This window comes from Collinsella sp. SGI.241 (assembly GCF_050312955.1).
GTDB lineage: Bacteria > Actinomycetota > Coriobacteriia > Coriobacteriales > Coriobacteriaceae > Collinsella.
Genome location: NZ_JBNPKM010000001.1, coordinates 14,035 through 26,629 on the forward strand (window position 1 = coordinate 14,035; position 12,595 = coordinate 26,629).

Consider the following 12,595-nt stretch of genomic DNA (forward strand, 5'->3'; position numbering starts at 1 on the left):
AAGTCTAGCACAAGCCGTCCGTTACGCGTTGACGGCCATCGAGTGTTGGCCCGACTTCTCGAGGAACTCTTGGAACTTTGCCTCGTCGCCCTTGTTTTGGTACTGCAGGGCCAGCAGGTACTCCAGTCGGCAGCGCTTGACCGGGTCGTTGCCGACATCCTCGAGCATGCGCTCCAGCTCGGGAATGTCGTTGTGGCGCTTGAGGATCATCGTGTCGTACATCAGCTGGCATTCGTGCGCGACTGCCTCGGCTTGGCCACCCTCAAAGCCCTTGATCTCGTGCAGCAGCTCCTTGGACTTTTTGCGGTCCTCCTGGCCAACGTAGTAGTTAAAGGCCTTGATCACCAGATCGACGCGCTGCATCTTGGGCAGGTTGAGCCCCAGCAGCAGGTCAAACATCTCGTCGGCGCGCTCGTGGTCCTCGCGCAGCAGATAGGAGTTCAGGCGCAGGTAGTCGCGGTTGTAGCGCGGGTACAGCATGCTGGTGAGTTTGCCGTCGAGCAAACGATCGAACTCGTCCCACTGTTTGGCGGCCATGAGCCGCTGCAGGCGTTTAAACGTGGTGCGTTTTTTGATGCTAAAGAGCAGCGACACGACGATACAGATGACAACGACGACGGTCCAGAGTGTGCGGGAATCGGGCATATTGAGCTCCTCGGTCGCTCGTAAAACAAGCGGTATGACAAAACGTACTAGATGTATTATACGCAGCGTGCAAGCAAACTGGCACAAAAGTGCATCGAGGCCGAGCGCCATCGCTCGCTGCGGTACACTTACCTAAAGTAAACCATGAAGGGAGACATTACCTATGAAGAAGATCGTTTTGGCTTGCGGTGCTGGCGCTGCTACTTCCACGCTCGTTGCCCAGAAGGTCGCCACCATGCTCGACGCCAACGGTTACGCCGGCAAGTATGAGATCGTGCAGTGCGCCATTTCCGAGGCCAAGGACGCTTGCGACGAGGGCGCCGACCTGCTGATCGCCACCACCGTTGCCCCCGAGGGCCTCACCTGCCCGTACGTGAGCGGCGTGCCCTTTATGACCGGCATGAACCGCGTCGCTGCCGAGAAGGCCGTTCTCGACGTCATGGCTCAGTAGGCGCTGCCTGTATGAACGAGCAGAACGCCAACCCGGTCGAGCTCTTTGGCATGCGCGTTGCCCATGTGGGCATTAACGCCACCGACCCGGCAGACGCCCTAGAGATCGCGGAGCTGTTCTCGACGATGATGGGCCTGCCCGTCAGCGAGACCCCGATTTCGTACTTTAACGACTCGCTGGTCGAGATCATGAAGCAGAACGGTCGTGGCGCCAAGGGCCACATAGGCTTTGCCGTCAACGACATCGATGCTGCCGAGAAGTGGTTTGCCGAGCACGGGCTCGAGGTCAACGAGGAGTCGCGCGTGCTGCTGCCCGACGGCGGCACCAAGCTTGTGTACTTTAAGCGCGAGTTCGCCGGCTTCGCCGTGCACCTGTGTCGCGAGTAGCGCGCAAGCTGCTATAACGAAAAAAGGGATAGGGCCGCATGGCCCTATCCCTTTTTGCCGAGGGGGCGACCTTTTGAGGGGACATGAAATCGGGGTCTAATACTTTTCCGGAAAAGTGAACGAGCAGAATTGGACCCCCGAAGCATCGACACTTTGAGGGTACCGTTTCCTGCGGTTTTGATGCTGGAATCCTGCGATTATCCCGTCGAAAAATGTGGATGCTTCAGGGGTCCAAATACGCTCGTTCACTTTTCCGGAAAAGTATTAGACCTCGATTCACGAGGGGGCTTCCTACCGTGGCAGGCGAATCGTAAAGCGGCTACCGACGCCCTCGACCGAGGTCACGCCAATGGCGCCGCCATGGCTATCGACAATCCACTTAGCAATGGCAAGCCCCAGGCCCGAGCCCTGCGCGCCGGCATCGCGTGCGTTGTCGGCGCGGTAGAACCGTTCAAACGCGTGAGCTGCGGACTCCTGGTTCATACCGATACCCTCGTCCTCAACACTTATGTCGATCGCGCCCGTGCCCGTATCGGGAGTTATGGCAAACGTGACGGTCGTTCCCGCGTTCGAATACTTGGCTGCGTTCTGCACGATCACGCGCAGAGCCTGCTTCACAAGCGCCACGTCGACAGGTGCGTCGCAGCGCGGATCGTTGGCAAATGCAGCGTCAAAAGCCAGCCGATACGTGTGCGCGGCGTCGATCATCTGCGATTCCTCGCACACCTCGCCGACCAGTGCGGCCAGGTTGGTATGCGCACGCCGCAGGACCGTGCGCCCGGCATCGCCGCGTGCCAAAAACAGCAGCTGCTCCACGAGCTCCTGCATATGCTCGCTTTCGGCCTTGAGGGATGCGATGGACTCTGCCAGCACGGCTGGGTCGTCTTTGCCCCAGCGGTCGAGCATGTTTACGTAGCCCTGAATCACCGCGATGGGCGTGCGCAGCTCGTGGCTTGCATCGTTGACAAAGCGCATCTGCTGCAGCTTGGCCTCTTGCATCTGGCGCAGCAGCCGGTTGAGCGCGACCTCGATGCTTGCCAGGTCGGCGTCGCCGGTGGTGACGCTTGGCGAGTCGACGCTTGCACGCTCGATGGCCTGTTCCAGCGTTTCCATTTTGCCGCCGGAGAGTTGCATGCGGCCGAGTTCGTCCACGCGCAGGGCCAAGTCGTTGAGCGGTGCCATGGTGCGACGCACGTGCCTTGCGCCGCCGAGCATGTTGAGCACGCTGATGACCTGCCAACCCACAACGACAAGGTAGAGAGGCCATAGCGCGACGAGGTCCTGCGCGAGAGGGAAAGTCTTGGTGGTAGCAAGTTCGACGGTATAGGTGAGCGTTGTCAGGTCCCAGTCGCGCGCGGGCTTCAGCGACATGCCGTGAACGGCGGCGCTGGGGATCCATCCTGCGGTAAACGCACCGTCGGGCAGCGTCTGGTTGTATCCATAGACGAGGATCGCCGCCGCAATCACCACCAGCAGCAGATCGAGCCAGACGTAGCTCATCAGGCGGCGCCATATATAGCTCCAGTTGATGGCGCGGGCGATGGAGGTGACACGCTTGGCCTCGGCGTTACGCACGGCAGACATAGCCCACCCCGCGCACGGTCTGGATGATGCGGGCGCCGCCGGCGTCCTCGATCTTGGCACGCAGGTGCGCGATGTGCACGTCGACGTTGTTGGTGTCGCCCACGTATTCGTAGCCCAGCGCCTCGTGCGCGATGCGCTCGCGTGTGAGCACGGTTTCGGCATGTGTCATAAGCAGGGCGAGAACGTCGAACTCGCGGGCCGTGAGCGCGATGGGCGAGCCGCCGACCGTGACTTCGCGGCGGTCGGGGTCGAGCACGACCGAACCCACGGTGAGCGCGGCGGGGGAGGGCGCGACGGAAGCCTTGGTCGACTCGCTGACCGGGGGCACCGCAGCGGCGTCGCCGCCCGCGCCGCCCGCCATGCCCGCCCCAGCGCCGGCGCCGCCAACGCCCGAAGCCGTCCGCACGGCCTCCGCGCGCTTCAGCGCCACGCGAATCCGTGCGAACAGCTCCTCAATCGCAAACGGCTTGGTCAAGTAGTCGTCGGCGCCGGCATCGAGCCCGGCCACCTTGTCCATCACGGCATCGCGTGCGGTGACCATAATCACCGGCACATCCTTGTGCTTGCGGACACGTCGCAGGACCTCCATGCCGTTGAACTGCGGCAACAGCACATCGAGCAGAATCAGATCGCAGTCGTGCTCCAGCGCCAAGTCCACGGCGGTGCGGCCGTCGGCGGCGTGCTCCACCTGGTAGCCCTCGTGCTCCAGCTCGAGCGTCACAAAGCGGGCGATTTTCTCCTCGTCCTCTACGATCAGGATCTGTGCCATGTGTGCCCCCGTCTGCGATTACTTGTCGTCGTTCAGGTTTTGCTTGATGTCGTCCGCGGCGTCGGCGGCGTGATTCATAAGGTTGTTGATGCTGCCGGGCACGTCGCCGTCGCTATCGATGCGGTAGCGCATGCCAAAGAATAGGCCAATCAGCATGAGCCATATCGTGGCGCCCCAGGCAAACAGGGCGACGATGGGGATCAGGATGGGGATGTTGAGGATGATGGCGTCGCGGCGCGTGGCGATAAACTTGGTGTCCAGGCTCAGGCGGAAGAGCTTTTTGAGGTACTCCCACACGCTGTCCATCTTCTTGGAAAAGTCAGTCTTTTCGCTCGACTTCTCGTAGGCTGCCTGCGCGGCGACCATCTCGGCCGAGGGTTCATCGACCGGCTCGGATTCGGTGGCGGCGTGCGCCGATGTGGTCTGGGTCTTGCCTTGCGATTCGAGCCAAATGATGGCGTCCAAAACGTTGCCGTCGGCGGTGTCGAGCGCGGCCTTGGCATCGGTGTAGCTCACGTTGCACTTGGTGCGGATGGTTTCAACTTTTTCGAGGTCGTCCATGACCTGTCCTTTCGTTCGATGGGCGCGACGCCGGGCGATCTGCCCGGGCGCGAGCGTTGCGTTCAGCGGTCTGCGTTGCGCGGCGCCGCCCCGCCCTTGGTCGAACTTTATAGTGCAGGTTATAGATTAAGCGATTCTTGAGCCAAGATTAATGTTGGATGAGTTTTTGGGTGCTGTGGGGAAGGAAGAGGTGCCCTTCTGGGTAGCTAGCAGCGAGGTCTAATACTTTTCCGAGAAGTGAACGAGCTAAAACTGACCCCCGAAGCATCGACACTTTAGAGGTGCCGTTTCCTGCGGTTTCGATGCTGAAATCCTGCGATTTTGCCGACGAAAAATGTGGATGCTTCAGGGGTCCAAAAGCAGACGTTCACTTCGCGGAAAAGTATTAGACCTCGATAGCGGGGGATGGGGTGCCGGTGCAAAACGGCGTTAAGGGTTGGTCGATCAGGTGGTTTCTCCATTGATGTCCGCACGGCATGTGACACTTACCCTGCCGCCCTGCTCTGCCGCGGCGGCATGTACCCAAACAACGGCCCTCTAAGGAGTCCGATATTCATGAGTGATAACACCAAGCATCTCGCAAAGAAGTGCGTCAAGGACGCGGGGCCGTGCCTCGCGCTGTGCGTGGTCGGCGCAGCGGTCGCGCTGTTGGCTGTTCTGGGACCATTCGACGTGCTCCGAAGTGCCGGTTCTCTGCGCTTTTGCATGGCCCTTGCCGGCGCTATGATGACCGGCGGCGTGCTCGATCTGATTTTTTGGGTGCTTGATCCGTTTGGATGGAAGAACGAGGGGTAAGCCCTAAGGGATGGAAGGGCTGGAACGGTTGGCTTAGTGATCGTGCAGAATGCGGTCTAGCGACTTACAGGGAAGCGGTGATCCGATGACGGTCTATGTGACGGGCGATATTCACGGCGGCCTCGACATGCAAAAGCTGCGCGACTGGGACCTTGGGGATGGCCTGACGAGCGAAGACTATCTGCTTGTCGCCGGCGACTTTGGCTTTCCGTGGGATTTCTCTGCCGAGGAATGCGCCGACATCGCCTGGCTGGAGTCGCGCCCCTATACCGTGCTGTTCGTCGACGGCAACCACGAGCGCTTCGATCACTGGGCGGAGCGTCCCATGGAGCTGTGGCACGGTGGGCTAACGCAACGCCTGTCGGACACCTCTCCCATACGGCGCCTGACGCGCGGCGAGGTTTTTGAGCTCGACGGCTCAACGATCTTTACCATGGGCGGCGCCACGAGCGTGGATAAGGAATACCGCATTCCCTATTCCAGCTGGTGGCCACAGGAGCTGCCGGACGAGCGCAGCTTTGAGGAGGCGCGGACAAAGCTCGACAGCGTGGGCTGGAAGGTTGACTACGTGGTCACCCACACCTGCTCTACGCGCATGCTTTCGCCCACGCTCTATCCTGCGCCCGGCTGGAATTACCCCGCCGTCGACCGACTTACAGCATTTTTCGATGAGCTGGAAGACCGCTTGGATTACAAGCGCTGGTACTACGGGCATTTTCATCGGGACGCCAACCCTGCCGAGCGCCATACCGTGCTCTACGACTGCATCGTTCGCTTGGGCGACGAACTCCAGCCCTGGGACGTTGCGTAGGGGCGAGGTATTTGGCTACTCGGCCGTTACAGCGATGTTCTCGCGGTGCGCGCGGATGACATTCCAGCTAAAGTGCTCGATCAGCTGCTCGGCAGAGCGCGGCGTGGTGTCCGGTGTGATGCCCGTTTGCCCGGCGAGCCAGCCCAGCAGCGCCTCGGGTGTGCCAAAGCGGGCGCGTAGTTTGCCCAGGTCCAGGTCGCGGTCGCGCTTGGATAGACGGCGGCCGTCCGGCGACATGAGCAGCGGAATGTGCGCGTAGTGCGGCGTGGGAAGTCCCAGCAGATGCTGCAGATAGATTTGGCGGGGCGTAGAGCCCAGCAGATCGCATCCGCGCACGACCTCGGTGACGCCCATGGCAGCGTCGTCGACCACCACGGCTAGCTGGTAGGCAAACACGCCGTCGCTGCGGCGCACCAAAAAGTCGCCGCACTCGGTGGCGAGTGCCTCGCATTGGGCGCCGTACGTACGGTCCACGAATTCGATCACGTCGCCGGCGAGGTCGTCGACGGCGGGCACGCGCAGGCGCGTGGCGGGAGCGCGCAGGGCACTGCGGCGGGCAGCCTCCTCGGCAGAAAGGCCTCGGCAGGCGCCGCGGTAGATGGGCGTGCCGTCGCTGGCATGCGGCGCGCTCGCGGCGTGGAGCTCGGCACGCGTACAAAAGCAGGGATAGGTGAGGTCGGCGTCATTCAGCCGGCGCAAGGCACTCTCGTACAGGTCCAGACGATCGTGCTGGTAGTAGGGGCCTTCGTCCCATTCAAGCCCTAGCCAGGCCAGGTCGTCAATCAATTGAGCGGCAAGTTCCGGGCGCTTGCAGCGATCGTCCAGGTCCTCGATGCGCAACACGATGCTGCCGCCTTGGCTGCGGGCCGAAAGCCACGAGCACAGGCAGCTGAACACGTTGCCCAGGTGCATGCGGCCCGAGGGCGACGGGGCAAAACGGCCTACGACAGGTACGGGAACGGAGGCGGGCGGCGTTGTTGGCGCGTTCGCGGCGGGCGTTGCTATGTTGCGTGCGTTGATATCCATGCGGACGAGTATAGCGCGGGGCGCGATGGGGAGGCGTCACTGTGGTCCGCAAGTTGTCGAGGCCCCGCATTGCGTATGGTGGGCCGCAGGCTCGGTGCTTTGATTCCTGTCGATCAACTCAGTACCTTAGACAACAGAAACCCCGGCAGCTCTTCGCAACTGCCGGGGTTTCCGCGGAAAAGGGGGACATGATCCTCGAGCGAATGGCAAAGGGGCAAACCGGTTTCGCTCAACTGCTTTATGCCCCTCGGCTGGCGGCTCAATCAGCGCGTGCCGCGCCCACACAAAGCTGCTACACCTGTGACGGAGCTGTGAAGTGGCATCTATTGCTGGCGCGGGCCATGCCAAGGGTGTCCCTCATGACTAGTCATTTAAGAACGTCCCCAATGACTACCCAATGATTAGCTGCTGGCGGCAGGCATGACTTTCATCCCGTTTGGCGCTCCGGTCGCCTAGATGTTCGTCATGTGTACCCGCAAACGTGGGACAATGGCGCTGTTGGTTTTACAGACAAAGGATGTGCCTATGAACGCCCCCGTTGCCAATGCTTGTCGGCAGCGCTGCCTGCTTGCGCGATTTGCTTCCATTTGCGCACTCGTCGCGTGCGTGCTGCTGCTGTTGCCCGCCGTTGCACGTGCCGACGGGTATTCCATGACCCAAACCTATATCGGTGCCACGGTTGAGGCCGATGGGTCGCTGACCGTTGTCGAGGGACGCCAGTTTGATTTCGACGACGACATCAACGGCGTGTATTGGGATATCAATACGGGCACCAACCAGCAGGGTAGTACGGCGGGTGTCGATGTGCTGAGCGTCGAGGAAGATGATGCCGCGTTTAGCAGGGTTGACTATGCAAACAAAGGCGACAACGGCGTCTATACGGTTGAGCAGTCCGACGGCGGCGTAAAGATCAAGGTGTTCAGCCCCCACGAGAGCGGCGACAGCGCGATCTATTACGTGAGCTACACCATGACCGGTGCGGTTATGAACTGGTCCGATACCGCCGAGCTCTACTGGAAGTTTGTGGGCGACGGCTGGTCTGCGGACTCCGATGACGTCGAGATGGAAGTTTACTTCGCAAATGCCGCTGCCGGAACGGCGGCCGTCAAGGGCGATAACTTCCGTGCATGGGGCCACGGTCCGCTCACGGGCGACGTGTCGCTCGACGCGGACGAGCCCATGGTCACCTATACCATACCCTGCGTGCATCAGGGCGAATTCGCCGAGGCGCGCATCGCCTTCCCCAGCGATTGGGTGCCGCAGCTCGCCGCCTCGGGCAAGGAACGCATGTCGACAATTCTGAGCGAGGAGAAGGCGTGGGCCGAGGAGGCCAACGCCCGCCGCGCTCACGCCCGCATGATCGCCAATGCACTTGCCGTGGTTAGCGTTGTCGCGGCGGTGGCCTTTACCGGCACAATCGTCGTGCTCAAGTTGCGCAAGCGCAAGCCCAAACCGCTGTTCCAGGACGAATACTTCCGCGACGTGCCCTCGGCCGACCATCCCGCCGTGCTTTCGGCCCTCATGAGCTGGAACGAGGTGCCCGATCAGGCATATATCGCCACGCTCATGAAGCTCACCGACGATCGCGTGATCAAGTTAGAGGAGGCAATCGCGACCAAGGGCAAGAAGGGCCTGCTCCATCGCGAAAAAGAGGAACAGACGTATCGTGTGACGGTGAGTGATGCGGGCTGGAGGTCGGCCAAGGGCATTGACCGCATGGTGCTCAAGGTTTTCTTTGCCGGTGCTAAGCCCGACGAGAACGGCGATCGCTCGCGCACGTTTGACGAGCTGCAACACTATGTTAAGCAGCACGCTACGCCCGTGGGCGACAAGCTCAAGGACTATCAGAGCACCGTTAAGGGCAAACTGGCCGATAGCGAGTACGTTGCCTCGGACGGCATTGTCGCAATGGTGTTTTGCCTGGTTCTTGGTACTCTGATCGCCTTTGTTCCCGTGGGATCCATCTTCTTTACCGACGGCGCACAGGTGAACATTGTCGCCGCGGTTATCTCGGTGCCGATTGTGCTGGTGGGTATTGGCGTGGGCCTTACGTTCCGCCGCCTTACGCCGGAGGGCGCCGAGGTGGCGGCTCGCTGCAAGGCGCTCAAGCATTGGCTCGAGGACTTCACGCGTCTAAAGGAAGCCGTCCCCGGCGATCTGGTGCTGTGGAATAAACTTCTGGTGATGGGTGCGGCGCTGGGCGTTTCCAAGGAAGTTCTGCGTCAGCTTGCCGAGGCCGTGCCGCCCGAGGTGCGCGAGGCCGACGGCTTCTACGACAATTACCCCTGCTACTGGTGGTACTACCATCACTACGGAAACCAGTCTCCGCTCGATTCGTTCGATGGCGTGTATCACGAGAGCATCCGTGAGCTGGCTTCGAGTTCCGATAGCTCGAGCGGCGGCGGCGGTGGTGGCTTCTCGGGCGGCGGGGGCGGCGGCGTCGGCGGAGGCGGCGGCGGAACGTTCTAGCGAGCGCAAATCATGGGATGGGTCTTCCCCGGCGGCTGTTGCCGGAAGATCCATCCCATTTTTATGCTCAGAAGCGATGCAGGCTTTCCCAAGGCGAGCTTTCGCGGAAACCGCATCCCGCTATTTAGGCGCAGAGCGGGATGGTCTTTCCCGATGGGATGATTTCGGAAAGCGCATCCCACTCTGGGCCTCGATTCTGGGTCACAGTTTCCGCCAGACGTGCCATTCGGAAAGTGCATCCCAGAATATGCGCTCAAACCGGGATGCAGTTTCTCAAGAGGCTCTCTTCCGGAAACCACATCCCGCAATTTAGGCGAATTCTGGGATGCGCTTTCCCTGTGAGTTTTCGAGTGGGGCTGCTTGCTCCACGGACGGCACTTAGGGGCGTTCTTTTTATGCCGGCAGTTTAGGAACTTCCCCGGATGTCGGCACTTGGGGACACTCCCTTGACTACCGGTTTTAGGCTGTCAGGTCGAGTTCGTAGAGGAAGCTTTCGCGCGGCATGTCGTGGCGGCGCTCTTCGCGGTTGGCGCGGTGCGTGGCCGTGCGCTTAAAGCCGTGCAGCTCGTAGAACTTCCACGAGCAGTTGGAGTCGGTATACAGGTGCGCTCTCGACGCTCCGCGCGAGGACAGGTGCGAGACCGCGGCATCGAGCAGAACCGAGCCAACGCCCAGGCCGTGGACATCGCGATCCACGGCAAGCAGCGTGACCTCGTTGTCATGCGGCAGCGGGCTGCTCTCGAGCAGGCGGTTGTTGGTCCGGATGGTGGCGCGCACAAACGAGAGATACTCGGCACAGGCATCGGGCTCCAGCTCACGCATCTGCGACAGCAATGCGCGTTCGGTATCCATCCAATGCTCCTTAACGGTGGCGCCGCTGCTTTGCCCCGCACGTGCGAGTGCAATGCCGCGCGCCTGGCCGTCGATTACGGCGACCTGCGAAAACGTCGAGGAAGAAAGGCAATAGGCAAGATCGCACGCGGCCTCAAGGCGGTTGTACTCTTCGTTATCCGAATTGTTATGCCAAAGCTGCTGCAAGATCAGCGCGATGGCGTCGAAGTCTTCGGTATCAAACGGTCGGTAGAGAACCCGCGAGACCATAGTGCCTCTTTCTATTGCGGATGCATATCGAGCACAGTTCTACCATGCCATTGGCATCTAATTATGGTGCCCCTGTGTTCCATCAACTCACCGTGCCCAGTGGCGCTCCTGCAACCCCCGCTCGCAAGCTTTTTCTGCACATGCGCCCGTTACGGGGTGCATCGATGCGCTCGATGCGCTACATTGAATCAGTATTTTCAATGCCGCTGCGCGAGCGCTGCAGATCGACGTATCACCGACTCACAGAGCACGGCGGCGTACCAGACAGGAGGACTGCATGGGATCTGATGTGAAGATCGCACGCGCGTTGATCTCGGTTACCGATAAGACGGGCGTCGTCGATTTCGCACGGACGCTGGTTGACGACTTTGGCGTCGAGATCATCTCTACGGGCGGCACGGCTCGTGCCATCGAGGACGCGGGCGTTCCCGTAACCCCCATCGAGGAGTTCACGGGCTATCCCGAGATGATGGACGGCCGCGTCAAGACGCTGCACCCCAAGGTTCACGGCGCGCTGCTGGCTCGCCGCGATTCCGAGCAGCACATGCAGGAGGCAGCTCAGCACGGCATTAAGCTGATCGACCTGGTCGTCGTCAACCTGTACGAGTTCGAGAAGACCGTCGCCAACCCCGAGGTCACCTTCGCGGATGCCATCGAGCACATCGATATCGGTGGCCCCTCCATGCTTCGCTCTGCCGCCAAGAACGCCGCGAGCGTTACCGTCATCTCCGACCCGGCCGACTATGATGCCGTCCTGGCCGAGATGCGCGAGACCGGTGGCTGCACCACGCTTTCCACCCGTCGTCGCCTGCAGGTGAAGGTCTACCAGACCACCGCCGCCTACGACACGGCTATCTCCCGTTGGCTTGCTGCCCAGGCAAGCGACGTGGCGGACACCTCTGCCAAACTCGAGGTCTCGCTGGAGAAGGTCGACGACCTGCGCTATGGCGAGAATCCTCAGCAGAAGGCTACGGTCTACCGCTTTGCCGATGGCTGCGAGAACTCCGCGAGCTCGCAGTTCCCGCTCGTGGGCTCCGAGCAGATTCAGGGCAAGCCGCTCAGCTACAACAACTATTTGGACGCCGATGCCGCTTGGAACCTGGTTCGCGAGTTCGACGAGCCTGCCTGCGTGATCCTCAAGCATCAGAACCCCTGCGGCTCCGCCGTTGCCGAGGACATCACGGCTGCCTACGACCGCGCCTTTGCCTGCGATCCCAAGAGCGCTTTCGGCGGCATCATCGCCTGCAACCGCGAGGTTCCCTTTGAGCTGGTTGAGCATTTTGCCGATCAGAACAAGCAGTTCGTCGAGGTCATCATCGCCCCGAGCTACACCGCCGAGGCGCTCGAGCGCATGGCCAAGCGCCCCAATCTGCGCGTGCTGGCTACCGGCGGCGTGGACCACGGCGCCAAGGTGGAGCTGCGCTCCATCGACGGCGGCATGCTGGTGCAGGAGGTCGACCACGTGATCGAGGATCCCGCGACCTTTACGTTCCCCACCGACCGCAAGCCCACCGATGCCGAGATGGCCGAGCTTGAGTTTGCCTGGAAGGTCTGCAAGGGCGTCAAGTCCAACGCCATCCTGGTCTCCAAGGGTAAGGCCGGCATTGGCATGGGCCCGGGCCAGCCCAACCGCGTTGACTCCGCACTGCTTGCCTGCGAGCGCGCCGAGGACTTCTGCGAGCGCGAGGGCGTGGAGAAGGGCGGCTTTGCCTGTGCAAGCGACGCGTTCTTCCCGTTCCGTGACAACGTCGACGTGCTTGCTGAGCACGGCGTGACCTGCATCATCCAGCCCGGCGGCTCCAAGCGCGACGACGAGAGCATCCAGGCCTGCAACGAGCACAATATTGCTATGGTCTTTACGGGCGCCCGCCACTTCCGCCACTAATGATCGTTATGCGGTTTTACCAAACCGCGTAACTGCTCGACGCTGCGCCAGCCCCAAGCACCTCATCTCGCCGCTCAAACCGTCGCTCGCGTACAGAAGTACGCGTCGTTCC

At 61.4% G+C, this 12,595-nt stretch carries 12 protein-coding genes; 6 read left to right on the forward strand and 6 right to left on the reverse strand.

Features of this window, described 5'->3' with window-relative positions; all coding sequences use genetic code 11:
* Window positions 1-21 precede the first annotated feature (21 nt).
* The gene (locus ACQQ92_RS00085; RefSeq protein WP_154515083.1) at window positions 22-645 is read right to left on the reverse strand and encodes a hypothetical protein; all 624 of its coding nucleotides are present in this window, start codon (window positions 643-645) and stop codon (window positions 22-24) included.
* A gap of 163 nt (window positions 646-808) precedes the next feature.
* Here ACQQ92_RS00085 and ACQQ92_RS00090 point away from each other — a divergent pair, with 163 nt between their 5' ends.
* Together ACQQ92_RS00090 and ACQQ92_RS00095 are read left to right on the forward strand one after the other, a co-directional pair.
* Window positions 809-1,096 carry a PTS sugar transporter subunit IIB gene (locus ACQQ92_RS00090; protein ID WP_055252380.1) on the forward strand — a complete coding sequence of 96 codons (288 nt, stop codon included), beginning with the start codon at window positions 809-811 and terminating at the stop codon, window positions 1,094-1,096.
* Between the two features lie 11 nt (window positions 1,097-1,107).
* Window positions 1,108-1,482, forward strand: a complete 375-nt coding sequence (locus ACQQ92_RS00095) for a VOC family protein (RefSeq protein WP_427718886.1) — start codon at window positions 1,108-1,110, stop codon at window positions 1,480-1,482.
* 291 nt (window positions 1,483-1,773) lie between these two features.
* Here the strand turns inward: ACQQ92_RS00095 and ACQQ92_RS00100 are convergent, their stop codons facing one another.
* From ACQQ92_RS00100 to ACQQ92_RS00110, 3 genes are read right to left on the reverse strand one after another with little or no spacing between them, the layout of a single operon-like run.
* A complete protein-coding gene (locus ACQQ92_RS00100) occupies window positions 1,774-3,066 on the reverse strand; it encodes a sensor histidine kinase (RefSeq protein WP_427795456.1) in 1,293 nt (430 codons plus the stop codon).
* On the reverse strand, window positions 3,050-3,835 hold the full coding sequence (locus ACQQ92_RS00105; protein ID WP_427795457.1) for a response regulator transcription factor: 786 nt from the start codon (window positions 3,833-3,835) through the stop codon (window positions 3,050-3,052). Before ACQQ92_RS00105 ends, ACQQ92_RS00100 begins: the two co-directional genes overlap by 17 nt.
* A gap of 18 nt (window positions 3,836-3,853) precedes the next feature.
* A complete protein-coding gene (locus tag ACQQ92_RS00110; RefSeq protein WP_427795458.1) occupies window positions 3,854-4,396 on the reverse strand; it encodes a DUF4342 domain-containing protein in 543 nt (180 codons plus the stop codon).
* Window positions 4,397-4,951: 555 nt separating this feature from the next.
* Between ACQQ92_RS00110 and ACQQ92_RS00115 the strand changes: the two genes are divergently transcribed.
* On the forward strand, window positions 4,952-5,191 hold the full coding sequence (locus tag ACQQ92_RS00115) for a hypothetical protein (protein ID WP_427795459.1): 240 nt from the start codon (window positions 4,952-4,954) through the stop codon (window positions 5,189-5,191).
* 85 nt (window positions 5,192-5,276) lie between these two features.
* On the forward strand, window positions 5,277-6,002 hold the full coding sequence (locus ACQQ92_RS00120; RefSeq protein ID WP_427795460.1) for a metallophosphoesterase: 726 nt from the start codon (window positions 5,277-5,279) through the stop codon (window positions 6,000-6,002).
* A gap of 15 nt (window positions 6,003-6,017) precedes the next feature.
* On the opposite strand, the gene gluQRS is transcribed toward ACQQ92_RS00120, so the two are convergent.
* Window positions 6,018-7,028: a tRNA glutamyl-Q(34) synthetase GluQRS gene (gluQRS, locus tag ACQQ92_RS00125; RefSeq protein ID WP_427795461.1), complete on the reverse strand. Its 1,011-nt coding sequence runs from the start codon at window positions 7,026-7,028 to the stop codon at window positions 6,018-6,020.
* A gap of 525 nt (window positions 7,029-7,553) precedes the next feature.
* Between gluQRS and ACQQ92_RS00130 the strand changes: the two genes are divergently transcribed.
* A complete protein-coding gene (locus ACQQ92_RS00130) occupies window positions 7,554-9,497 on the forward strand; it encodes a DUF2207 family protein (RefSeq protein ID WP_427795462.1) in 1,944 nt (647 codons plus the stop codon).
* 459 nt (window positions 9,498-9,956) lie between these two features.
* Here the strand turns inward: ACQQ92_RS00130 and ACQQ92_RS00135 are convergent, their stop codons facing one another.
* On the reverse strand, window positions 9,957-10,598 hold the full coding sequence (locus ACQQ92_RS00135; protein WP_427728515.1) for a GNAT family N-acetyltransferase: 642 nt from the start codon (window positions 10,596-10,598) through the stop codon (window positions 9,957-9,959).
* 277 nt (window positions 10,599-10,875) lie between these two features.
* On the opposite strand from ACQQ92_RS00135, the gene purH reads away from it, so the two are divergent.
* On the forward strand, window positions 10,876-12,483 hold the full coding sequence (purH, locus tag ACQQ92_RS00140; protein WP_427795463.1) for a bifunctional phosphoribosylaminoimidazolecarboxamide formyltransferase/IMP cyclohydrolase: 1,608 nt from the start codon (window positions 10,876-10,878) through the stop codon (window positions 12,481-12,483).
* Window positions 12,484-12,595 lie beyond the last annotated feature (112 nt).

Excerpts from the sequence above, each read along its gene's own strand:
- ACQQ92_RS00115 (WP_427795459.1), top strand. The coding sequence starts at position 4,952 with ATGAGTGATAACACCAAGCATCTCGCAAAGAAGTGCGTCAAGGACGCG.
- ACQQ92_RS00085 (WP_154515083.1), bottom strand. The coding sequence starts at position 645 with ATGCCCGATTCCCGCACACTCTGGACCGTCGTCGTTGTCATCTGTATC.
- ACQQ92_RS00130 (WP_427795462.1), top strand. The coding sequence starts at position 7,554 with ATGAACGCCCCCGTTGCCAATGCTTGTCGGCAGCGCTGCCTGCTTGCG.
- ACQQ92_RS00100 (WP_427795456.1), bottom strand. The coding sequence starts at position 3,066 with ATGTCTGCCGTGCGTAACGCCGAGGCCAAGCGTGTCACCTCCATCGCC.
- ACQQ92_RS00120 (WP_427795460.1), top strand. The coding sequence starts at position 5,277 with ATGACGGTCTATGTGACGGGCGATATTCACGGCGGCCTCGACATGCAA.
- ACQQ92_RS00105 (WP_427795457.1), bottom strand. The coding sequence starts at position 3,835 with ATGGCACAGATCCTGATCGTAGAGGACGAGGAGAAAATCGCCCGCTTT.
- ACQQ92_RS00095 (WP_427718886.1), top strand. The coding sequence starts at position 1,108 with ATGAACGAGCAGAACGCCAACCCGGTCGAGCTCTTTGGCATGCGCGTT.
- ACQQ92_RS00110 (WP_427795458.1), bottom strand. The coding sequence starts at position 4,396 with ATGGACGACCTCGAAAAAGTTGAAACCATCCGCACCAAGTGCAACGTG.
- gluQRS (WP_427795461.1), bottom strand. The coding sequence starts at position 7,028 with ATGGATATCAACGCACGCAACATAGCAACGCCCGCCGCGAACGCGCCA.
- ACQQ92_RS00135 (WP_427728515.1), bottom strand. The coding sequence starts at position 10,598 with ATGGTCTCGCGGGTTCTCTACCGACCGTTTGATACCGAAGACTTCGAC.
- ACQQ92_RS00090 (WP_055252380.1), top strand. The coding sequence starts at position 809 with ATGAAGAAGATCGTTTTGGCTTGCGGTGCTGGCGCTGCTACTTCCACG.
- purH (WP_427795463.1), top strand. The coding sequence starts at position 10,876 with ATGGGATCTGATGTGAAGATCGCACGCGCGTTGATCTCGGTTACCGAT.